The 22,768-nt window shown below is 32.9% G+C and carries 23 protein-coding genes; 14 read left to right on the top strand and 9 right to left on the bottom strand.

Features of this window, described 5'->3' with window-relative positions:
* Positions 1-7: 7 nt before the first annotated feature.
* On the bottom strand, positions 8-964 hold the full coding sequence (locus tag K5782_RS00655; RefSeq protein ID WP_297463095.1) for a response regulator: 957 nt from the start codon (positions 962-964) through the stop codon (positions 8-10).
* A gap of 149 nt (positions 965-1,113) precedes the next feature.
* On the opposite strand from K5782_RS00655, the gene K5782_RS00650 reads away from it, so the two are divergent.
* The 3 genes from K5782_RS00650 to K5782_RS00640 all read left to right on the top strand — a co-directional run bounded on the left by K5782_RS00650 (position 1,114) and on the right by K5782_RS00640 (position 3,875).
* On the top strand, positions 1,114-1,818 hold the full coding sequence (locus K5782_RS00650; RefSeq protein ID WP_297463093.1) for a DsbA family protein: 705 nt from the start codon (positions 1,114-1,116) through the stop codon (positions 1,816-1,818).
* 112 nt (positions 1,819-1,930) lie between these two features.
* Positions 1,931-3,325: a hydroxymethylglutaryl-CoA synthase gene (locus K5782_RS00645; RefSeq protein ID WP_297463091.1), complete on the top strand. Its 1,395-nt coding sequence runs from the start codon at positions 1,931-1,933 to the stop codon at positions 3,323-3,325.
* Between the two features lie 4 nt (positions 3,326-3,329).
* Positions 3,330-3,875, top strand: a complete 546-nt coding sequence (locus tag K5782_RS00640) for a hypothetical protein (protein ID WP_297463089.1) — start codon at positions 3,330-3,332, stop codon at positions 3,873-3,875.
* Positions 3,876-3,878: 3 nt separating this feature from the next.
* On the opposite strand, the gene bioD is transcribed toward K5782_RS00640, so the two are convergent.
* From bioD to K5782_RS00615, 5 genes are all read right to left on the bottom strand, one after another.
* Entirely contained in the window at positions 3,879-4,568 is a 690-nt protein-coding gene (gene bioD, locus K5782_RS00635; protein ID WP_297463087.1) for a dethiobiotin synthase, read from the bottom strand.
* A gap of 12 nt (positions 4,569-4,580) precedes the next feature.
* Positions 4,581-5,141, bottom strand: coding sequence for a TATA-box-binding protein (locus K5782_RS00630; protein ID WP_297463085.1), 561 nt, complete (start codon positions 5,139-5,141; stop codon positions 4,581-4,583).
* Between the two features lie 15 nt (positions 5,142-5,156).
* Positions 5,157-6,074 (bottom strand): TFIIB-type zinc ribbon-containing protein, encoded by a 918-nt coding sequence (locus K5782_RS00625; RefSeq protein ID WP_297463084.1) that lies wholly within the window; start codon positions 6,072-6,074, stop codon positions 5,157-5,159.
* Between the two features lie 465 nt (positions 6,075-6,539).
* A complete protein-coding gene (locus tag K5782_RS00620; RefSeq protein WP_297463081.1) occupies positions 6,540-6,848 on the bottom strand; it encodes a 6-bladed beta-propeller in 309 nt (102 codons plus the stop codon).
* A 227-nt stretch (positions 6,849-7,075) separates the two neighbouring features.
* On the bottom strand, positions 7,076-7,447 hold the full coding sequence (locus K5782_RS00615) for a response regulator (protein ID WP_297463079.1): 372 nt from the start codon (positions 7,445-7,447) through the stop codon (positions 7,076-7,078).
* Positions 7,448-7,543: 96 nt separating this feature from the next.
* On the opposite strand from K5782_RS00615, the gene K5782_RS00610 reads away from it, so the two are divergent.
* From K5782_RS00610 to K5782_RS00585, 6 genes are all read left to right on the top strand, one after another.
* Positions 7,544-9,085: a porin PorA family protein gene (locus K5782_RS00610; protein WP_297463077.1), complete on the top strand. Its 1,542-nt coding sequence runs from the start codon at positions 7,544-7,546 to the stop codon at positions 9,083-9,085.
* Between the two features lie 517 nt (positions 9,086-9,602).
* Entirely contained in the window at positions 9,603-10,928 is a 1,326-nt protein-coding gene (bioA, locus tag K5782_RS00605; RefSeq protein ID WP_297463075.1) for an adenosylmethionine--8-amino-7-oxononanoate transaminase, read from the top strand.
* A gap of 129 nt (positions 10,929-11,057) precedes the next feature.
* The gene (gene bioB, locus K5782_RS00600; RefSeq protein WP_297463073.1) at positions 11,058-12,038 is read left to right on the top strand and encodes a biotin synthase BioB; all 981 of its coding nucleotides are present in this window, start codon (positions 11,058-11,060) and stop codon (positions 12,036-12,038) included.
* A gap of 254 nt (positions 12,039-12,292) precedes the next feature.
* Entirely contained in the window at positions 12,293-13,141 is an 849-nt protein-coding gene (locus tag K5782_RS00595) for a helix-turn-helix domain-containing protein (RefSeq protein WP_297463071.1), read from the top strand.
* A gap of 648 nt (positions 13,142-13,789) precedes the next feature.
* Complete coding sequence (locus K5782_RS00590) at positions 13,790-14,917, top strand: aminotransferase class I/II-fold pyridoxal phosphate-dependent enzyme (protein WP_297463069.1); 1,128 nt, start codon at positions 13,790-13,792, stop codon at positions 14,915-14,917.
* 73 nt (positions 14,918-14,990) lie between these two features.
* On the top strand, positions 14,991-16,703 hold the full coding sequence (locus K5782_RS00585; protein ID WP_297463067.1) for a HAMP domain-containing sensor histidine kinase: 1,713 nt from the start codon (positions 14,991-14,993) through the stop codon (positions 16,701-16,703).
* Here K5782_RS00585 and K5782_RS00580 read toward each other — a convergent pair.
* Complete coding sequence (locus tag K5782_RS00580) at positions 16,692-17,054, bottom strand: response regulator (protein WP_297463066.1); 363 nt, start codon at positions 17,052-17,054, stop codon at positions 16,692-16,694. The two genes, K5782_RS00585 and K5782_RS00580, sit on opposite strands and share 12 nt — an antisense overlap.
* A 273-nt stretch (positions 17,055-17,327) precedes the next feature.
* Between K5782_RS00580 and K5782_RS00575 the strand changes: the two genes are divergently transcribed.
* From K5782_RS00575 to K5782_RS00565, 3 genes are all read left to right on the top strand, one after another.
* Positions 17,328-18,062: a cytochrome c biogenesis protein CcdA gene (locus K5782_RS00575; RefSeq protein ID WP_297463063.1), complete on the top strand. Its 735-nt coding sequence runs from the start codon at positions 17,328-17,330 to the stop codon at positions 18,060-18,062.
* A 4-nt stretch (positions 18,063-18,066) separates the two neighbouring features.
* The gene (locus K5782_RS00570) at positions 18,067-19,176 is read left to right on the top strand and encodes a redoxin family protein (RefSeq protein ID WP_297463060.1); all 1,110 of its coding nucleotides are present in this window, start codon (positions 18,067-18,069) and stop codon (positions 19,174-19,176) included.
* Between the two features lie 96 nt (positions 19,177-19,272).
* Positions 19,273-19,929, top strand: coding sequence for a Snf7 family protein (locus K5782_RS00565; RefSeq protein WP_048109676.1), 657 nt, complete (start codon positions 19,273-19,275; stop codon positions 19,927-19,929).
* Positions 19,930-19,939: 10 nt separating this feature from the next.
* Here K5782_RS00565 and K5782_RS00560 read toward each other — a convergent pair whose 3' ends face one another.
* Both K5782_RS00560 and K5782_RS00555 read right to left on the bottom strand, forming a co-directional pair.
* Complete coding sequence (locus K5782_RS00560) at positions 19,940-20,281, bottom strand: hypothetical protein (RefSeq protein ID WP_297463057.1); 342 nt, start codon at positions 20,279-20,281, stop codon at positions 19,940-19,942.
* A 249-nt stretch (positions 20,282-20,530) separates the two neighbouring features.
* Positions 20,531-20,947 (bottom strand): DUF371 domain-containing protein, encoded by a 417-nt coding sequence (locus K5782_RS00555; RefSeq protein WP_297463054.1) that lies wholly within the window; start codon positions 20,945-20,947, stop codon positions 20,531-20,533.
* A gap of 52 nt (positions 20,948-20,999) precedes the next feature.
* Between K5782_RS00555 and K5782_RS00550 the strand changes: the two genes are divergently transcribed.
* Together K5782_RS00550 and K5782_RS00545 are read left to right on the top strand one after the other, a co-directional pair.
* Positions 21,000-21,737, top strand: a complete 738-nt coding sequence (locus K5782_RS00550) for an archaeal proteasome endopeptidase complex subunit alpha (protein WP_297463052.1) — start codon at positions 21,000-21,002, stop codon at positions 21,735-21,737.
* Between the two features lie 28 nt (positions 21,738-21,765).
* A complete protein-coding gene (locus K5782_RS00545; RefSeq protein ID WP_297463050.1) occupies positions 21,766-22,578 on the top strand; it encodes a putative RNA uridine N3 methyltransferase in 813 nt (270 codons plus the stop codon).
* Positions 22,579-22,768 lie beyond the last annotated feature (190 nt).

Raw genomic sequence — 22,768 nt, 5'->3', positions numbered from 1 at the left:
TTACAAATTACGTGGAATTTGTTTTATAAAATGGACTAGTCTTCCATTTACATTCATCTAGACTGAATTTATTTTGGCATTTTAAACAAACATAATCAGTTGATAATTGAGGAAAAAAATTTGAACAGTCATTGCATATGTAGTGATTTTTCATCACACGATAATCTACACCAAGTGCCTTGATCAATTTTTTACAGCTAGGACATAGATCATTTACATAAGTATTGTCTTCTGAAATATTTCCACATTCATAATGTTCAATGAGTTTACCTGATCTAAATTTTGAACTCTTACAAGAAGGACAGTAAAAAATCTGAGTAATCGATGTAGAATCGCATCTATTACATGCAATTTCTTTTTTATCAGATAGACGAGTAATCTTTCCTTGTTGCTCTAGTTCTTTTAGATATGTAGAAATGTATTCATTTGAATCATTAAATAAATTTTGTAAAAAACTAAGACTAAAGGTAGAAGTTGATTGAAGTGTCATGTCAACACGATAGCGGATTTTACTTTCAAGATCTTCAATTTGTTTTGATATAATATCGACTTGAGACGATTCTTTTTTGAAAAAATTATCCTCTTCTTCAATAGTTTCAAAAGCAGATTTTATGTGTTCAAAACGGATTGGTTTTTGTAAATACTGGTATGCACCTAATCGGATCAAATCTTTGACCCCTTCGTCATCTTCCTCAGTTGCTGTTGCCAATAAAACTCGGATGTCTGGCTTTACTTCAAACATCTGAGTTAAAACTGAACGTGCATCAGTATCTGGAAGCATATAATCAAGCAAAACAATTGGATCTTTCTTATTTGATATAAGATCTTTGAATGTCGTGATGCCACTTGCACCATTTGAACAAATGTGAATTTGAGTATATCCTAATTTTTCAAGATAATTTTTCAATAACATTCCTATTGCCGGACTATCTTCAATAATCAAAACATCGTTTTTAGAACTCATGAATTACCCTGATTAATTATTTGAATAATCATCTATGTTATTAATAATTCATTTAACATGTTGAAATAATTGTTCAAAAATATTTATCAAGATGTGGTTTTAAATCAGGTGTACAAAAGACTAAATGTCGTAAAAATCGACAATTTTTCATGATTCATGTCCCATCTTTGGCAATAGGGGCCGGAATTGCATCAATGGTAATAATTGCAATGTTTTTAGCATTTAACTTGTCAAATAATGAATCAGAGTTAGAAATCGCGCCCACCCCTGTAATCGAAGAATCAGGACCTGCACAGATTACAAGTGCAACATTTTTTGAGAACGGTTCACCAGTTCTAGGCAATCCCAACGCCCCAGTAACATTGATAGAATTTGGCGATTATCAGTGTTTTTACTGTAACCAGTTTTTCCATAAGACGGAGCCCAAACTATTCAAAAACTATGTCGAAACAGGAAAAGTCAAAGTAATCTTCAAAGATTATACAATAATTGGTCCAGATTCAGTCTCTGCAGCTCATGCAGCTCATTGCGCTGATGAACAAGAGATGTATTGGGAGTATCATGATACATTATACAACAATTGGAATGGCGAGAATAATGGATGGGCATCATCTGAAAACCTGCTTGGGTTTGCAAGAGATGTTGGATTAGATATTGATATGTTCTCCAAATGCATGATAGAGTCAAAACATACTGAAATTATTGCAAATAGTAATCAGGACGCTAAAGACCTGGGATTAACTGGAACTCCTGCATTTTTTGTCATTGGACCAGACAACAAGGTGACAAAGATTGGTGGAGCTCAACCATATGATGTTTTTGAGAGAATTTTCAATTCAGAGTTGGAAAAATAGAAAAATCATCGATCAATTTGTAAAAAGTATATAAAAATTTGTAAAAATTCCCTAATTAGTAAGATAGAATTAGCTCAATATCCTTATATGAGTACAGAAGGAGGCAAGCTACATGGCAGCTGGAATAGACGATATTGCAATTTACATACCACGGCTATACATAGATGCAGCAGATTTTGCAAAAGCCAGAGGTCTAGACCCTGAAAAACTCCAGAAAGGATTGGGAGTATCTCAAATGGCAATAGTTGATACAAACCAAGACCCTGCATGTCTTGCAGCAAATGCATGCTTACAAATTATGCAAAAAAACAAGCTTTCGCCAGAAGATATTGGAAGACTGTATGTGTCCACGGAATCTTCATTTGACGAATCAAAAGCAATGAACTCTTATGTCATTGGCATGTTAGAGCAGGTTTATGGTCAAGGAGCGTTTGAGCATTGTGGCGGAGTAGAAACAAAATTTGCTTGTGTAAGCGGGTCGTATGCACTTTATGATAATACAAATTGGATTAGAGCAGGAGAAGCAGAAGGAAAGCATGCACTGGTAGTTGTTTCAGACATTGCAAAATACGATATGGGTTCTAGTGGTGAAATGACACAAGGAGCTGGAGCAGTTGTGATGCTACTCAATGACGAACCAAGATTATTGTCATTTGATCCTAAAGTAACAGCCACATCAATTAAAGATGAATACGATTTTTACAGACCATTTGGAAAAGAGACACCAATAGTACATGGTCAATATTCCAATCTTCTGTACATGATTCAGGTAAGAAAGGCACTTGAAACTTACAAGAAAAAAGCAATATCATCAGGACTTATGAAGTTAGAACCAGGAGAGACAATTTTAGATCATATGGATTATCTTAACATGCACTTGCCATACAGCAACATGGGCAAAAAAGCTCTTGCATATTTGGTAAGACATGAATGGCGCCAACTTCCAAGATGGAAAAAAATAATCCAAGAGATAGGGATACAAGAGCCAATTCCAAAAGATCCACGTGGAACAATTGAATCAGTATTAGGAGATGAAGAGTTCATGGCAAAAGATCACGAGTTTACAAAAGCATTTACAAAAACACGAGAGTTTCAAGAAATCTATGAAGCAAAATTGGCAAGCTCATTGGTGGCATCAAAGATGATTGGAAATCTCTATACTGCATCATTGTATTTGGGATTTAGAAGTTGTCTTGAATTTGAATATCAAAAGGGAATTGATTTGAATGGAAAACGTTTCGGATTTGGGTCATATGGTAGTGGAAGTAGTGCCATGGTGTTTAGCGGCACAGTTCAACCACAATACGAAGAAATTGTTAAAAACATGAACTTGGAAGCAGAGCTTGCACCAAGGCGAAGACTCACATTAGATGAGTATGAGACACTACATGAAAACAAGCTTTCCCCAGAAGAGTCAATACTTCGTACAAAAAGAGAGTTCATCTTAGTAGATGTCAACACCACGACAGAATCAAGGGGCGAAAGACGATACATATTCAACGAATAAACAAATGTCCGAAGAGTCAAATCCAATCAAAGAGTATCTGTTTGAATATTTAGAATCTAAAAAAATTCAAGAGTTAGCATCACAATCAAAATTTCCTGAATTGATCAATGATGTTTTAGAAAATTGTTTTGACAGAGTAATTTTGATGGGAGAAAAAGAAGAGAGCATAGCGATATTTGCGACAGGACTACTGCATTATCTATTGACAAACGCATTGATTCCAAGTCAAAGAAAGATAGAACACAAAGGTGTCAAGATAGACATCGTAATACCAAATTTAAAAACGCTAGAAAATGATCCAGGTAAAGCTCTAATAATTTACATACCAAAAACAATGGATATCAACGAAATCAAGCAAAAACTTGACAGTCTAAGAAAAATACAACCAAACAACAAAAATATTTGGTTGGTGCTTTCAAAGAAAATAGATTCTCAAAATAACACATACATAATTGAAAAGAAGAACCCATCATTTTTAAAAATAATTGTAGACATTGGACAGTTTGCAAATGTTCAAGGACAAAACAAATTCAAAATACTACGCATCTGAAATTTAATTTAGTAATGACTCAAGGTCAATATTTTTTTTAAATATTCTATAAAGAGAATGGTCACTCATATCATCAATGAACGGAACAGAGCCCAATACAGATACACGAGTTAAATTTTCCAAATCGCGTTTTAATTCCTTAACACGATACCCATCAACATCAAAATTGTTTATTATGATTCCTTTGATTGGAATTTTGTATTTTTCACACATCTTACAGGTCATTATTGCGTGATTGATGGCGCCAACTCTTGTCCTAGTGACAATAATTGTGGGTAATTTCATATCTTTTATCAAATCTGTGACAAAATAGTTCTGAAGTATAGGGGTCATTATTCCTCCCATCCCTTCAACAAGCAGCATTGAATGTAGTTTTGATAATTTTTTAAATTGTTTTAAGATTAGTTGAATGTTTGGTTTAATTTTTAAATTTTTTAATGCTGTATAAGGCGATGCCATTATTGGAAAAAACTGTGGATTCAAAAGCAATTCAGGATCAGTTACTTGAGCTGCAGTAGCTAAAATCTCCACATCTTCAGATTTGAATCCCTTTCTTTGAGGAACTCCAGCTGCAAACGGCTTCATCACACCAACATCTATTCCCATCTTACGAAGTGCGACAGCAAGACCTGCAGCAACATATGTTTTGCCTACATCAGTATCGGTTCCTGTGATAAAAAGAGATTCTGGCAATAGTCTAGTCAATTATGAATAAACCATTAAATTTTTCTCTTCAAGCATGCTGTGAATTTGGTTGACAGAACGGTGTATGTCTTTTTCAAGTTTAGCACCGACGCAGACTAATTTACCTGAAGCAAAAATCAGAATCACAGTTTTTGGATCAAGCATTCTATGAATCAATCCTGGAAATTGTTCTGGTTCATACATGCTTCTAGGTAATGTTCTTGCAGCTTGTTCCAGATTTACTCTTCCCCCAAGATTAATTGATGAAACAATATTTTGTATTGTAACTGTAGCATCATTTTTAATTTTGATTTTACCCTTTCTCAATATTTCAACGACTTTGGACACTGCATCTTCGGCCAACTCTTGTGACTTTGCACCAGTACAGACCATCTTGCCAGAACTAAAGAGAAGTGTTGCTGTTTTTGGGTTTTTGAGTCTAAAGACGGCTCCTGGAAATTGTTCTGGATGATATTCCACGTCTGGAAATTTTTTTGTAATATCTACAAGGTCTAGTTTTTGGTCAATTGTTGCAGAGGCTACGACATTAACTATTGCTATTACTGGTTTTGTTTCTGTCATATTTTCTACTCTATATCATAGATCAGTTTGGTCTAATCTTAAACCCTTGTATCTATTTCTTATTGTTACCTCAGTTACACTTGCAGCTTCGGCAATATCGCGTTGAGTCATATTTTCACAGTTATTTACGCATGATAGGTATAGTGCAGCTGCAGCAAGCCCCATCGGATCTTTTCCTGCAGATTCTTCATGCTCTTGTGCTGTTTTTAGAACTTTGACAGCAAAACGTTTTGTCTTTTCTGAAATTCCAAGCTTGCTTGCAATTCTTGCAACACATTGGATTGGGTCAACTACTGGCATCTTTAGATCTAGCTCACGATGTAACAATCGATAGCATCTTGCAATGTCTTTTTTCTTGATATTTCCTGCATCAGAAACATCTTTTAGAGTTCTAGGAGTTTCTGTATCCCTGCATGCTGCATAAAGTGCAGAAGCAATCAGGGCTGAGATCGAACGTCCCCTCACCAATCCTTTCTCTAATGCTTTTCTGTAAATGTAAGCAGCTTTTTCAATTACAGCATCAGAAAGTGAGAGTTTGTCCTTTAATCTAGATAGTTCACTTAATGCTTGTCTGAGATTTCTGTCAGCAGATTCGTGAACCTTACTTCGACTATCCCATGTACGTAAACGTTCAATGGTGCTCTTCATCGATGATGATAACGGTTTTCCAGAAGAGTCTCTGTTTATTGGATTGATAATTGTTGCAAGTCCCCTGTCATGAATAGTAAGTGATGTAGGTGCGCCAGTTCTAGTAGGATCTGCTCCACCTTCTTTTGAAAATGATCTCCATTCAGGACCAGAATCTGACAGTACTTCGGTAATTACATATCCACATTTTCCGCAAAATCTTTCTCCAGTTACATTGTCTGTCAGCATTCCCTTTTTTCCACAACGACCACATGTGGTGTCAGTATTGATAATTTGTTGAACCAAAAATAAGATCAATATAGTTTAATTTTGTTACTATATGAACCGGCCTATTTCAAGAATTTTTAATGAAAATAATCAATATTGAGTACAATTAGTGAATTAGAATAAGGCAATTTAAAAATCAGTATTTTTTTGGAGGCAAATCATGAATGACACACTCGATTGAAAAACATCGAAAGACACGATAAAATGCATAATCTCAGAGATAGGCACAAGACACTTGTTTCAATAACTTAGGCCTCAATCCAATGCATCTGTTTTTGAATCATCGGTTGATTATTTTGAATGAACAAGCAATTGGGTGAGTCGATTGAAACATACGCAAAGTTGGATACACGTAAATTTTACCAAAAGCATGTTTTTATTGACAGATAATTTCACTTTTCTGTTTACCATCATACAATCCAATTATTCCCTGAACATCACATGGCGATATGTACGGGTAGTTTGTTCTGATTTCAGGGTACATTAGATCATTTGAATTCTGTGATTGTTTGTATCTGCAACATAGATGTTACCTGATGCGTCAAGTGCCACATCTTCAGGTGATCTAAATTGTCCATTTTTGTTACCTGAGCTGCCAAATTGTGACAAGTATGTACCAGATGAATCAAACTTTTGAATTCTATTGTTGTTTGTATCTGCAACATAGATGTTACCTGATGCGTCAAGTGCCACATCTTCAGGTGCCTTGAATTGACCATTTCCAGTACCTGAGCTGCCAAAATTAAAATCAAAAACAGGTTCAGCATAAATCAGTCCAACAGATAGAGCCATAAAAAATAAAATACTCAAAAATATAGGATTATGCAAAATCAACTTCAATCCCTTTTGAGTCATAAATATAGAAAACATGGCCAATAAGAAATGTTTTGATTTTTTATATTATAAAATAACGGAGATTATCAGGTATGAGTACTTCCTTTATGGAACAAACAATGTGAAGCAATGACATATGATTTTATCAGATTCTAGAGCCCATTATGAGATTTTCTAAAATCGTGTCATCGTGTATGGATTTTGTATTTTTCCATTAACACTTTTTTTATCTCACTTTGATCAAAGGGCTTGCAAATTATTGCTGTAACATTAAGGTCTTCTAGTTTCCGATAAGTTTCATATGAGACATCTGCAGTTATTACAACAATCTTAGCATCAGGATCAAATTTTTTAATTTTTTCAATGCCGTAAAATCCGTCATATTCTGGCATCATTATGTCTGTAAAGATAAGGTCAGGACAATGCTTTTCATATAGTTCAGCTGCCTCTTTGCCGTCATATCCGCACGCTAAAATGTTTAATCCCATAAGTTCTAAAATATCTGAAAACACCTTTGCGATGTTATAGTCATCATCAATTACAATGCAATTGATCATAAATGTAGCCATTTGTATTATTATATAAACAAGAGTTTGTCACCAGCAAGACAAGGGTGGATTCATTTTTTATAAGCAAGACTTGCTAAAAACTGTATGAATTTCAGTTACAAGTCAAAACTGGTCATAGGATTTTTAATTATTATATCAGTTATTGGAATATACGAACTGTCAGTATATGAAATAAAAAAACTTCCTTTAACTTATGAATTGATCTCAGAACACGAGGGGGAAGATCGTATACTTGAAAGCATTGATGGCGAACTATCAGACACATTTTTGATTCGAGAAACTCTACGACAGTATGTGATAGATGTTAACAATGACATATTGGAAATCAAGGCAACCATTGTTGGAATAGACCCGACAACAAACAATGTGGTTTTTAACAATGACCAGACTTTTTTTGTTGATAGAAATACTCGAAAACACGCGCAGTCAAACGAGTATTTTGCTTTTCCACCAAACGTACAAAAACAAAACTATGAATTCTTTCATCCAATGATATTTACATCTACAACATTTGTTTTTGAAAAAACAAACAAGATAGATGATCTTGAAGTGTATGACTTTTCATGCAGATATACTGGTACCGATGTATCTTCTGCTTTTCCACAATTTCCATCAAAAAAGATACTCTCTGATGGAAAATGCATGGTGTCAGTTGAACCGGTAACTGGCATGGTTGTAACTTTTTCTAAAGAGTGGGACGACTATTTTGTAGATAATGGAGTACGAGGCGCTCAAGTTGAATTGGGAGGTAAGCACACAACTGATTACTCGGAGTCAATTCTGGTAAATGGCGCCAAATCTGCAAAATCGCTTTATTATTTTTTTGATGTTGTACTTCCAATATTGATCACTGTAATTGGAATTATCATATTGTTAGTAGTAATATTATTTGAAAAGACAAAAAATCAAACAAGATTGATAATTCAGGCTCAAAATGACCTGATAAAAAAAGAAAAACTTTCCACTATTGGGGAGCTGACTTCAAGAATATCTCATGACTTGAGAAATCCGCTTGGTCTGATCAAGCTCACAGTGGATTCCATTGAATCAAGAATTAACAAAAAGCTGGATCCAAAATTAGATGAATATATTCCAATTCTTAATGATGCAATATATAGAATCAATCATCAAATAAATCAGGTTCTAGGTTTTGTTAAGACTATCCCTCTTGATCTAAAACTAGTTTCACTTTTACAAATGTTACATGAATCCATTACAAACGTAAATGTTCCAAAAAACATCAAAGTCATATTACCAAAACATGATTTTTCGTTGATGGCAAGTAAAATCCAGTTAGAAGCTGCGTTTGGAAATCTATTATCAAATTCAGTCGATGCAATTGGTCAAAATGACGGAAGCATAACCATACGAGCAAAAAGTGAAAAAAACAATCTACTCATAGAATTTGAAGATTCTGGAGAGGGCATACCAAAAGAGAACATAGAAAAAATATTTGAGCCATTATTTACTACAAAACAGCAAGGAACTGGACTTGGGCTGGCAAGTGTAAAGTCGATCATTGAGGCACATGGCGGGACGATTACTGTGACATCACCTCCAACAATTTTTACAATAACACTTCCAGAAAATCCAAAAGACAACAGTTCTCAAAAGGACTTACAGTAACATCAGATTTTTGACTTGTAAAGAAGCGACGCAAGAAATGAACTTTAATGATTATCATTATCATATTTGTTAGAAAATTAAACTATATGTCATCTACCTATTTCCCACACTAACAGATCTTTTTCATATAGGAAATATGCAATCGGACACATATATAGGCACAAAAATAATTAAATAAATTTTAAAAATATACGCATGACACAACAAAAAACATGCATAAATTGGTTCCAAATATTTATGACAAAACTTTAAGTTTGGACACACAGTAAAAACATCATGGGATTACTAAACAGTCTAAGCAAGTACTGCATTATGAAAAAAGTCAGAGATAAAGCAAACAATGCAGAACAAAATGAAAATAATGAAGAATCTAAATAGCAATAATTAGTAAAAGACATCAAAAGTCAGAATTATCAAAATCTCATTAAAAATTCTATTCATGGTTTTCTGTATTTAAGAAACATAATTCATGGCATCATAGTTTAATTATTAAGTTCAAATTAATTACAGAAATCGTTTGAAAAAGAAAAGCTTTGTCTGGCATCCTAATACGCAGATGAAAGAATGGGATTCATTTAACGAAATTGTAAAATCCAAAGGGATGTATCTAATTGATTCTGATGGAAATAATTATTTTGATGCGGTTGGATCAATGTGGTGTAATGTTTGGGGTCACTCAAAACCTGAATTAACCAATGTAATAGCTAGACAATGTAAAAAACTTCAACACTCTTCAATGTTTAACCTAACAAATGAACCTGCAGAGAAACTAGCAGAAAATTTGATAAGAATATCTCCAGGGATGCACAGGGTGTTTTATTCTGACAACGGATCTTCAGCAATGGAAATTGCAATAAAGATGGCATTACAATATTGGAATAACATAGGAGAAATAAAAAAGACAAAAATTGTAACATTAGAGAACGGTTATCATGGGGACACATTTGGAGCAATGGCTGTTGGTTATGTACCAGAATTTTTTGGCAAATTTAAAAAACAATTATTTCCAACAATACAAATTCCAGTACCAAACAAATACAGAATTCCTAAAGGATATGACTATTCAGAGTATCAAAATTTTTGTCTAGATAAAGTTGAAAAGAAATTTTCTAATGATGACAAAATTGCTTCGTTTGTTATGGAAAGTGGAGCACAGGTAGCAGGTGGAGTTATCATATTTCCAAAAGGATTTCAGACGAAGATAAGTAAATTATGTAAAAAATACAACGTATTACTAGTATTAGATGAGATAGCAACTGGTTTTGGACGATTAGGTTCTATGGTTCAATATACTGAACAAAAAAGTATTCCAGATATCGTGTCGTTTGGAAAAATGTTAACAGGAGGCTATCTAACAATGGCTGCAACTTTAGCAAATAAAAAAATCTATGATTCGTTTCTAGGCGAATTTAATGATTGGAAGCATCTGTTTCATGGGCACACATACACAGGTAATCCAATATCTGCAGCGGTTGCAAATGAAAATCTGAAATTATATCAAAAAAATAATTTAATTAAAAAAATTCAAAAAACATCAAAAATTTTTGAAGAGTATTATGACAAAATATCAGAAATAAAAACAGTTGGCGATATCAGGCATAAAGGAATGCTCATGGGAATAGAATTAGTCAAGGATAAAAAAAATAAAACTCCGATTAATCCAAAAAAATCAATAAACAAAATATTTTTTGAAGAAGGCAAAAAACATGGAATTTATCTTCGTACGCTTGGAAACATAATCATGCTTGTACCACCGCTAGCAATATCTGAAGAAGAGTTAGATTTCTTGCTAAACAGAACCATTGACACAATAAAATCCGCAGAAAATAAAACGATATGGTAAACGCAACAACATCAAGAAAATTGAATTTTAATTTTCAATCAGGCATACAAAAAATAACCATGTAATCACGCATGAAAAGTCAATCTTTAACTCACTAATCTTTTTTAATAGAATTCATAGTGAAATATCATGAATAATGTCTTGGAATTTATCAAAGAATGCCAAGAAAATGTATTTTCAGGCATTGGAATAACAAGTCAAGACGCTGAAAAACTATTCAACATACCAGATGAGAATGTTCCAGATCTAGCTAAAGCTGCAAATCAGATAACTAGAGATTTTAATGGAAAGAAAGTAGATGTTGAACAATTAAACAATATTAAAAAAAATGCTTGCAGTGAGGATTGTTCTTTTTGCGGGCAGTCTGCATTTTTCGATACAGGAATTGAAACCTATCAACTACCATCAGCACAAGAAGTTGTAATCAAAGCAAAAAAAGCAAAAGACGAGGGGGCAGAATCATACTGTCTTGTAGCTGCATGGAGAGAACCATCTCCACGAGATTTTGACAAAGTATGCAACATCATAAAAGAAATCAATGACAAGGTAGGCATTAATGTAGAATGCAGCCTAGGCTTTCTTACACCAGAGCAAGCAAAAAAACTCAAAGAACTCAACGTGAAAAGATACAATCATAATTTAGAAACATCAAAATCAAAATTTTCAGAGATATGCACTACACACACATATGACGACAGACTAAAAACATTGCAAATTGCTCGCGACGCTGGGTTAGAATTGTGTACGGGTGGAATAATCGGTTTGGGGGAGACAAGAAAACAAAGAATAGAGTTGGCCAATGAATTAGCTGCGCTTTATCCTGAAGAAGTTACAATAAACATACTAGTACCAGTACCTGGAACACCGTTAGAGCTACAAGTAAAATTAGAAAATTTGGAAATTGTAAGAATGTTTTCAGTAATACGATTCCTATTACCAGAATCAGTGATAAAAATTTCTGGAGGAAGAGAAACAAATCTTACTGATTCAGGAGAGCAACTATTGCAAAGCGGTGCAAATGGAATAATTACATCAGGATATCTTACAATGGGTGGAAACGAATCTGAAAAAGATTTCAATATGATTAAAAAAATCGGATTAGAGGCTTGACAAATTTTTTACAAATGATTTTGTAAATTCATAATCCTTGATTCCCATATCTGGGAAATTTTCATGATGATTGTAGATACAGTAATGTTCAGACTAAAATTAATTTTAAAAATCATATTGTTACAAATTTTAAAAAAAATGAATTAGGGCTAAATCGGCACATAGATCAGCTAATTAGTTCCAAAAGAGAACACGTAGATTGAAGAAATATCCATTGTGCCTATTAAGAAAAACATTATTGAGTAATTGAAGACATGAGCACTACACATGAGATAACACTTTTTGACAATGACTCAGAAACTGAACTGTATAAACACAAAATTACGCTTGAAAGAATCAAAAACGAACTGATCAGTTTTGGTTTAACTGCAAACCAAAGCAAAGTTTTCATCTATCTTGGAAAGTATGGTTCCAAATCTGCTTCAGAGATTGCAAAAGCATTGCAAATGCCAAGAACAGAAACATACCATCTTGTGAATTCCCTACAGAACATGGGATTGGTAACAGCTGAACTTGTACACCCTACAAGATATTCTGCAATGGAGATGAAACAAGCAATTGAAACGCTAGTAAAACAAGAACAACAAAGAATCAATACACTTGCTGGAAAAGAAGAATCACTTTCAAAGCTATGGAAAGAGGTTCCATTTTTTGTAGTTGAAACTGACGAATCAAAATCAGAAAAAATGCAGTTGTTACATGGCATGGGACCAATAATTAACAAAATAAAAGAAATGACCGAGACTAGCACAGATTCGATTAAAATCTATGGCAGTATGCCAGATGTTTTAAGATTATATCATTCAGATGTATTTGATTGGATAAACGAATCGACATCTGAACTACAAATGGTAATTTCACCTTTAAGTAAAACTCCAGAGTTTATTTCCGAGATAGATTCAAAAAAAATAAGAGTCATTGCATCAGATTCAGATAAAAAATGTTTTATCATTAATGATGCAAAAGAAATCTTAATTTTTATGAGAAACGCCAATCATGCAACACGACAAACATTTGCATGGTGGTCTGATTCTGAAACTCTTGTAGACATGATGAGTTCGCTATTTGATTTATCATGGGAAAAGGGGGGTTCACTATATTGAGCAATATGACATACGAACAATTCCAAGATATTAATCACATAGCAGTTACAAATTATGAAATAAAACATCTAATAGAATTAACGAATGAATTTATTGTGAAAATAAAAAATCAAACATACAAAAATAATATTGAACCAGAAATGAATGATTTATTGCGTTCAACAGACCGATTTCTTTATAGAATAAAATTAATGCAAGTGGCTAAAAAATGAATATTTGCGATGAAAGGCATTGTCCAAAATACAAAATAGTTTACAGAGGAGCAAAAAAAAGTAATTATACTCCTAATTGGTTTGTATGTTCAAATTGTTTAGAAAACAAACATTATTTTTATGATGAAAGCGAGATTATAAAAATAATACAGATTGAATCATCATAAACAAATTTGAACTGATGGTTTTTTCGTTCTTTGAAATTTTAGTTTCTTAATAGCTAATTGTAATTCAACTATATTCCTTTGATCTTCCATTATTTGTTCAATATTTGTAATCATGCCAATAATATCACAAAAATTTACAATATAAAAGACAGGGTGTTATAATTAAACAACACTGCAAATTCAAAGCCAATAATATGGTCAACATCTAAGATTAGCAAATTAACAACAATGAGAAAAGAATTTACGCATGACGGATTTCAGTGTTGAAAGTGAACAATAAATTAAATTTTGCAGATATAGAACTAGAACAAATTAAAGAAAATAACCTGTACAGAAAATTAAGAGACGTTAAAGTAAATAACGCATACATAACAATAAAAAATAAAAAACTGCTGAATCTTTGCTCAAATGATTATTTAGGCATACCAATTACAAAAATAAAAATAAATCAGATGCAATCAAGTTCAAGATTAGTTTCAGGAAACGATGAGATATATAAAAAATTAGAAGACAAACTTTCAAAACATAAATCAAAACAAGCAAGTTTGGTTTATCCAACAGGGTATATGGCAAATTTAGGGACAATCACCACAATTGCAAAAAAAGGAGATTTAATTTTAAGTGATGAGTTAAATCATGCAAGCATAATAGAATCATGTAGACTTTCAGGTGCAAAAATTTTAGTTTACAAACATAACGATATTGAAGACTTGACAAAAAAACTCAATCAACAGGGCAAAAATAAATTTATCATTACAGAAGGTATTTTCAGTATGGATGGAGACTTTTCAAAGTTAAAAGAAATTACGGATGTTTCAGAAAGATCAAATGCAATCACAGTACTAGATGATGCACATGGAGATTTTACAGTTGGAACAGACGGGAAAGGAACCCCAAATCATTTCAATGTTACAAAAAAAATTGACATATACATCAGCAGCCTTAGCAAAGGGTTAGGATCTTTTGGAGGATACGTTTCATCACAAAACAATGTAATAGATTTATGCATAAATAAATCAAAATCATTCATATACACATCTGCACTTCCATCATTTTTAATTCAGTATTCATTAAACAGAATGCAAATCGACAGAGAGAAACAACGAAAGAGACTAGCAAGAAATACTAGCATCTTAACAAACGGGTTAAAGCAATTAGGATATCAAATTAGTTCAAAGACACACATAATTCCTATCGTTATTGGCAATGAAAAAACAGCCATGGATTTTGGAAAATTCCTTCTTAAAAAAGGAGTGTTTGCGCAGCCAATTAGATATCCAACAGTGCCAAAAAATAAAGCTAGATTAAGAATTTCAGTCACAGCATGGCTATCTAAAAAGAACATTAACGATGCTTTGAACATTTTTGAACAGGCTCAAAAAAAATTCAAAATATGAATAATGTCGACACACATCCAAAATATTATATCATAACATTGGACAAATTCAAAACGAGGCCATACTTCTAAATTTGGAAAGAAACGAAAAAAAAATAGGCATTAATAACAAAATTATATTTGGTTGCATAATTTTTGCACTAGTTTCGTTATACGGTGTCAATAATGTAGTAAGCATTAAATATTTTTCAGAGTATATCTCATTACCAATCTACACTATAATTACGGGAGTTCTGATAATTATGGCCATATGGGCATTATCAAGTGCTGACAGAATAAACGAAATTAGTAAAAAATCACTTGTTTTCCTAGTTTTATCATTTTGTTCATGGTTTGCAGCAGAACAGACATGGAATTTGCATGAACATGTTTTATTTATTGATCCCTATCCATCCATTGCGGACTTTTTCTATATCATAGCGCCAATTTTCATGTTTATCTCATTAATGATTTTCTTGAAACCATTACGTGATCACATAAAGAAAAAACACATAGTATTTGCCATCATAGTATCAGCATCAATTTTAATTCCTATTTTAGCAATTACTTTTCAGGCCAATATAGAAACTGAATTTTTTGAAATTGCAGTTGCGTTAATTTATCCAATTGTAGATGCGATTTTATTAATTCCTGCAATAATGTCAATAATTTTATCATTCAAAATTAATAAGAATTCTTTTTGGACATTAATTTTAATCGGGATTGTAAGTTTCATAATAGCTGATAACATATATTTGATTTTAGTTATTGATGATGCGTATTTTGATGGACATCCAATAGATATTTTGTGGTTAATTAGTTATGTGGCATGGAGTTTTGCAATGTATAAATTAATTCAAAGTTCCAAAAGAAATAAACCCAAAAAATATCAAAACAATGAGGAACCTATCACAGCAAAAAACATTGCAACATATGGAATTAATCTAGTACTTGTTTTGATAATTGTTACAACAATCGCAGTTTTGTTTGCATTAAACTATTTTTGGAGTATTGAACAGAGTGGAAATTTCATGATGTTCTTTTCGCTAGTCCTAATAACATTACTAGTCGTATTTTCAAGCATAATTGTAATCCTTAATTCAAAACTAACCAATGCGCTTGATACAAAAAATGTAAAAATAGACAACCTAACAAACGAATTGATTAAAGCAGAAAGATTATCCGCAATAGGAGAACTTGCGGCTAGATTATCCCATGATTTAAGAAATCCGTTAAGCGTAATTAAATCATCAGTGGAAATAGCACTAATACGAAATAAAGAGTCACTATCTTCAAAAGATCACGAGAGTATACAACGAATTAACAATGCAATACAGCGAATGACTAATCAAATTGAAGATGTTTTAGATTATGTAAAAACAACAGAACTTCAAAAGAAACAAATGTCAGTAAAATCTTGTCTTACAAACATTGTTAATGAGCTACAACCAAATAAAATCAACATCAAGATTCCAGATAACGACATAACGGTTTTAGCAGATGAAGGGAAATTAGAAATTGTTTTTTCAAATCTAATAAAAAATGCAATGGATGCAATCGGAGATAATCCAGGAAATATAGAAATCAAATTCCATGATGAAGAAAAGAATGCAGTCATAGATGTAATCGATTCAGGTTCAGGAATCAATGAATATGATATGAATAAAATTTTTGAGCCACTCTACACCACTAAGCAAACTGGTACGGGTCTAGGATTGGTAAGTTGTAAAAATATCATAGAACAGCATGGTGGAAAAATATCAGTAAAAAACAATCCAACTACATTTACAATAACATTACCAAAATGATTTTTCCATAATCAGTTTAATTAGTTCATCAACATCAATAGGCTTAGCAATAATTTTCGTATTTGGATATCTGTAAATTTTATCACGTGTTGTTTGTGATTGATCTGCAGTTATCATTATCACTTTGGCACTTGAATCAATATTTTTAATATGTTCCAAACCATACATCCCATCAAAATTAGGCATCATCATATCCATCAATACTAGATCAGGTTTATGCTGAGAAAATTTTTGTACAGCGTCATGCCCATTAATTCCCTTTGCTAAAACTTCAACCCCCTTTAATTCAAGCAGATCAGATAAAGCATCACGACTGTCAGGATCATCATCAACAACAAGAACGCTAGGCAACGAAATGGATGATTTGATTGTACAATAATAATTTTAGTTAAAAAATTTTTTTAATATTTAATTGAAATATAGATAATTGTATTAACGAAGCGAATCAAATCCACCGATTGCAGGAGATCCAATTAATACGGCAAGAGTAACAATAATTCCTAAGGCAATACCCACAAGAATGAATCGCTTGTTCATAATAAAACAAATTTCATCTTAGATAAAAATGAAATGTACCAGCAGATTTGGAACAATCCTTTAAAAGAAAAATTACCAAATTAATTCATGGTAGAAGTTACACTTGCAGTTGCAGCATTGGCAGGGTTAGCCTCATTTGTTGCTCCATGTATACTACCTATGATTCCAGCATTTCTAGCATATATTTCAGGAACTACACTAAGCGATCTTAATCAAAATAAAGGAAGCAAAACAGTTACAATTAACAGAACAAACATCATACTGAATTCAGTATTTTTTGTTCTTGGATTTTCAGTTGTGTTTTCTACATTAGGGGTAATAATTAACAGTATATTAGCAAATACAGTTGGTGAAGTAATCGGAGTATTAAATCAGGTAGGCGGAATTATTATTGTAAGTTTTGGAACTTTTCTGATATTATCTACAAAAATCAGTAAACTAAATGTTGAAAAAAAGTTCTTACCTAAACGAACTAGAGCAAGCTTTCCACTTTCTTTTGTGTTTGGATTAGCATTTGCTGCAGGTTGGACTCCATGTGTAGGGCCTATTTTGGGGACTATTCTAACTCTTGCAGCAACAACACCGTCAGTTGCTTTCAATTTACTGTTAGTATACTCTCTAGGGTTAGGCATACCATTTATCCTAATGGGAGTATTTTATTCAAGAGCAAATAAAATAATAAAAATTATGAGCAGACATTTAAAATTCTACAACATAATTTTAGGTTCATTCATTATACTTTTGGGAGTCTTAGTATTTACAAATCAATTGGCATACATTGCTAATTTTCCATTACTCAATGAGTTATTACTTTGGAGTTAATTAGATGAAATCAGAAATTAAAACTGCAATCATTTTTGGGATGATCATAATAGGTATTGTAGGAACAATCAGCGTACTACTGTCTTCAATAAATTCAGACATAGAAACATCAGATAGTTCGCTTGAAACAAATGCTGTAAACAACATAGACAAATCAAAGTTTAAAAAAGCACCACAGATTGTAGGAATTGCAAATTATTTTAACACAACACCGGAAGAGTTGGCAAAAGAAATGAAAGGAAAAGTTGTGCTGTATGACATATGGACGTATAGTTGCATTAACTGTGTGAGAACCCTACCATACATTGTTGCATGGAATGAAAAATATTCAGATGAAGGATTATTAATAATAGGAATTCATTCTCCTGAATTTGAATTTGAAAAAATTCCTGAAAATGTAAAATCTGCAATCATCAAACATGGAATAAAGTATCCAGTTGTAATGGATAACGATATGGCAACATGGAAAGCATTTGAAAATCGATATTGGCCCAGAAAATACATTGCAGATGATGAAGGATACATAAGATATGATCATATTGGAGAGGGAGATTACAAGGAGACAGAAAAAGTAATTCAATCATTACTAAAAGAAAGGGCAATAAATTTAGGATTACAAATTAATTCTACTGAAAAACTAGTAGACATTAAAGAATTTGAGCATTCAAATTTCAGAACACCGGAATTGTATTTTGGATATGACTTTGCTCAAGGCAGAAATCAGCTGGGAAGTAACGAAGGATTCAGCCCAGAAAAGACAGTAACATATTCTGAACCAAATAATATCGAATTACACAAATTTTATCCAGTAGGAGAATGGAAAAACCTAGAAGACAGCATGGAGCTAGTTTCAAGCAACGGTTCAATCAAACTGCATTATAATGCAAAAGAAGTAAACATCGTTACATCTAACATGGCAAAATTAGAGATACTCCTTGATGGGTTGCCTATCTCAAAAGATTATGCAGGTACTGATGTAAATGAAGAGGGCAAAATTACAGTTTCAGAAGCAGGACTGTACAATATTGTAAACAGCAATGAGCCTTCATCGCACATACTAGAAATCAAGATAAACGAACCAGGATTTCAAATATACACATTTACGTTTGGATAATGTGTAACCCAAGTCCCATGTTACCATGGATACACATAGAAGAGTGACAAATTCATTTAAAACAAAAAACTACACCCATAATGGGGAAATGAAGATTTGATAAGTAACTCATGGAATAAAACCGAAGGAGAAAGTATTTCTCAACGAGTAATGGGAAAAGTAAGACCAGATATTCCATTAAAATCTAGAATTGAAGAAGCACAAAGAAAATTACAATTTCAAATAAGTAAATTAGAAGGGATTAATGAAAAACTACAAAAAAAACACGACGGAATTTTTGAGAAAGTAGTCAATGCACAAAAAACACACAACAATGCATATGCACAAGCATATGCAAACGAGCTCGTCCAAGTTAGAAAAATGAAAAACATGGTAAGCGGGGCAAAATTATCAATGGAGCAAATTCAATTAAGGCTCAATACAGTGTCTGAACTTGGAGATGTGGTAGTTACACTTAGTCCATGTATGTCAATAATCAAAGGATTGAGTCCTTCACTAAGTGGTATCATGCCAGAAGCAACATCATCTATGCAAGACTTGTCACAAATATTGGGAGATGTAATGAGTGGATCATCGATGGAAGGAAATGATTTGATGAGCCTTGGAAATACAAATAACAACGCAGACACATTGGCAATTCTTGAAGAAGCACATTCTATAATTGCAGGACAAACCAAATCATCAATACCAGATATTCCAGACACACTAAAACAAGGCACACCCCAAAGAAGAACCTCAGATGTTTTAATCTAAAAGTTAAGCATTATTTTATTTTCTTTTTACTTTTTTGAATTAAAATTTTTTTGATTCTAGATATGGTCGGATAACTGTATCCTCTACGACGATAATTTGCAATCATCATCTTCCAATTTTTTAATCTCCACTGGGCCTGTTCAGAAGTAACAGAATGTACCTCTTTTTGGATAATACTTTTTCTGCCAACTTTTAACGTCCCAGAGTCTTTAGCAGACCATCTGTTTTTAGCGAATTTTAGACCAGATAGAATATCATTGATTGGCATTTCTTTGAAATATTCTCTTATTTTTTTTAGCTCAACTTCAGTTAGTTCCTCAGATGTTTGTAATTCAATCACAGGTTTTTGCATGAAGTCTGTAAGGACGGGTAGTTTATGAAATCCATGCTAAATCAGAATTAACTAAAGTAGAAAATAATTGAAAAACAAGACCGCAAATTAGCAGTCAATCACTGCCAAGCTAGAGTTTTTACAAATTTCCATATATAACGCGGTTCCAAAAATTATTGTACCAAATACTATCAGAGGAATTAGGATGAAAATTTTTGTTTTTAGACCCATGTATTACGTTAAATTAATTCATATAAAATTGTCACATGTTTAATCGATCATTATTGTAAATGTGCCCCTAGTGTTAGGGTTTTGTAATAAAGAGATCATCTCTCTGGGCAGAAGATCCGATGCCTTGTCGCACTTTACAGCCAATGTTCTTGGACAGACAAAATTACTTTTTCGTATTACAATATCTTCATGATGAGTAAGAATTAGATCCTCATGACCTCTTCCTTCGACAACAAATTCATGTGAACCTACTTTAATTGAAAAGTTAACTTTTGAATTTGGGTTTTGTAATTTTTTTTTAATTGAATCAGGCAAATCAGCACAGCTAGCAGAAGCATTGACACCAATGATACAATCACCGCTTGGAGTGAGATGGGATTCTTTTGTAATTTCAATTGTTTTCTGATGATTTGATCGTATATTTTCATGACCAGAAAATTGAATCTCAAATCGCATGGGAAGAGAGGGCACCAAAGCTTAAATTAAACTTTCAAAGCATTGAAATCAAATGCTTCCTGCACAACAAGGCTACGATAGAGCCATTACAGTATTTTCACCAGACGGCAGACTATACCAAGTAGAATATGCTATTGAGACTGTACGTAGAGGAACTATCGCAGTTGGGATAAAATCTAAAGAAGGAATCGTAATTGCAGTAGAAGAAAAACCAAGAAAATTACAGATTACAGATGTTGCACAAAAAATATTTCAAATTGATGATCATATAGGAGTAGCAGCAGCAGGATACATTCCAGATGCTAGAAGTCAGGTAGATAATGCTAGATTCTTTTCTCAAAGTAACAAGATGATTTATGATGAATCTGTGGAAGTTGAAACAATTGCAAAACATTTAGCTGATCAATCTCAACAATATACACAGTATGCAGGTGTAAGACCATATGGTGTTGCATTAATTTTGGGAGGAGTTGTAAATAACAACGCACAACTTTACCTCACAGATCCAAGTGGAACATACATTTCATACGATGCAATTGCAATTGGATCTGGTTCTGATCAAGTAACAGACTTTTTAGAAAAAACATACAATCATGAACTGTCAATAGAAGATGCATCAGTATTAGCATCTGCAGCAATTTATCTATCTAGTGAAGACAGAGAAGGAACAAGTCATATCAGAATGGCACAGATTAAAACCAAAACAGAGACATTTGAACTAGTCTCAGATGAACAGATTGCAAAATATGCAAAAACTGCCAAAGAGAAATATCCTCACGAAAAAAAATAATCATAGTCACATGTGAGATTTAATTACGTTGAAAATTTCTGTTGCAATCCCTGAATCAGCATTATCTGATGAATCTTTAAAGCTGGATAAGACACGAAAAATATCTGTACTTGCAAGAGCTTGTGCAATTTTTAAAATCGATACAATTTATGTTTACCAAGAAGGAAATTATAGAGAAGACGGAAATTTACTTGTAACAATTTTAAGATATCTTGAGACCCCTCAATTTTTGCGAAGACGATTATTCCCAAAGATGAACGAGTTGAAGTTTGCAGGTGTGTTGTATCCGTTAAAAATTCCTAGTCACTCAACACCAGCAAATTCTAAAAAAATTAACGTTGGAGATGTAAGAGAAGGAGTAATAGTAAGTTTAAAGGGTAAAAAATTCATTGATGTTGGAATTAATGAATTAATACCATTTTTTGGAAAAGAAAATGTCGGTAAAAGAGCAACCGTCCAATTCAAGACAGGATATCCAGATTTTTCAGTTAAAGAAATTCAAAGAAATGAGACCTCGTCATATTGGGGTTATGCAGTTAAAGAGAGAGCAAGCTTATTTTCATTGTTAACTGAATGGCAAGGAAACATCATAATTACTTCAAGAAAGGGTAGAACGGCAACAAAAGAACAATTAACAAAATATCTAAGCTCAGATCTTCCTCTTTTAGTGGTATTTGGTTCGCCTGAAAAAGGAGTTCATGAAATATTGGGAGGTAAAATGAAAAACGTTCAGAATGCAAGAACATTGAATTTCTTTCCAAACCAGGCAACTGAAACTGTACGTCTAGATGAAGCACTTTTAGGAATATTATCAATAATTAATGCATACAAAATAGGTTAATACAAAATGGCAGAAAAAAGAAATTTCTTAATTTTAGCAATGGGTTTAGGAGCAGTAGGAGTAATCATCGGAGCAGTAACAATTTGGAATTACGCAAGTAATTTGATATCTCCTTGATCATATTAGAAATAGTTCGTTAACCACTTAATTTTTACAAGTTAACGATGTCTCACAGGGTTTATTAGACGGT

The organism is Nitrosarchaeum sp., assembly GCF_025699065.1.
Taxonomy (GTDB): Archaea; Thermoproteota; Nitrososphaeria; order Nitrososphaerales; family Nitrosopumilaceae; genus Nitrosarchaeum.
Note: the sequence above shows the minus strand (reverse complement) of the source record. Positions and strands in the feature narration are given on the sequence as shown.

Coding starts and splice junctions, on each gene's coding strand:
- K5782_RS00640 (WP_297463089.1), top strand. CDS start 3,330: ATGTCCGAAGAGTCAAATCCAATCAAAGAGTATCTGTTTGAATATTTA.
- K5782_RS00550 (WP_297463052.1), top strand. CDS start 21,000: ATGCTTCCTGCACAACAAGGCTACGATAGAGCCATTACAGTATTTTCA.
- K5782_RS00610 (WP_297463077.1), top strand. CDS start 7,544: ATGAATTTCAGTTACAAGTCAAAACTGGTCATAGGATTTTTAATTATT.
- K5782_RS00645 (WP_297463091.1), top strand. CDS start 1,931: ATGGCAGCTGGAATAGACGATATTGCAATTTACATACCACGGCTATAC.
- K5782_RS00630 (WP_297463085.1), bottom strand. CDS start 5,141: ATGACAGAAACAAAACCAGTAATAGCAATAGTTAATGTCGTAGCCTCT.
- K5782_RS00575 (WP_297463063.1), top strand. CDS start 17,328: ATGGTAGAAGTTACACTTGCAGTTGCAGCATTGGCAGGGTTAGCCTCA.
- K5782_RS00570 (WP_297463060.1), top strand. CDS start 18,067: ATGAAATCAGAAATTAAAACTGCAATCATTTTTGGGATGATCATAATA.
- K5782_RS00650 (WP_297463093.1), top strand. CDS start 1,114: ATGATTCATGTCCCATCTTTGGCAATAGGGGCCGGAATTGCATCAATG.
- K5782_RS00555 (WP_297463054.1), bottom strand. CDS start 20,947: ATGCGATTTGAGATTCAATTTTCTGGTCATGAAAATATACGATCAAAT.
- K5782_RS00615 (WP_297463079.1), bottom strand. CDS start 7,447: ATGATCAATTGCATTGTAATTGATGATGACTATAACATCGCAAAGGTG.
- K5782_RS00655 (WP_297463095.1), bottom strand. CDS start 964: ATGAGTTCTAAAAACGATGTTTTGATTATTGAAGATAGTCCGGCAATA.
- K5782_RS00620 (WP_297463081.1), bottom strand. CDS start 6,848: ATGGCTCTATCTGTTGGACTGATTTATGCTGAACCTGTTTTTGATTTT.
- K5782_RS00560 (WP_297463057.1), bottom strand. CDS start 20,281: ATGCAAAAACCTGTGATTGAATTACAAACATCTGAGGAACTAACTGAA.
- bioB (WP_297463073.1), top strand. CDS start 11,058: ATGAATAATGTCTTGGAATTTATCAAAGAATGCCAAGAAAATGTATTT.
- K5782_RS00595 (WP_297463071.1), top strand. CDS start 12,293: ATGAGCACTACACATGAGATAACACTTTTTGACAATGACTCAGAAACT.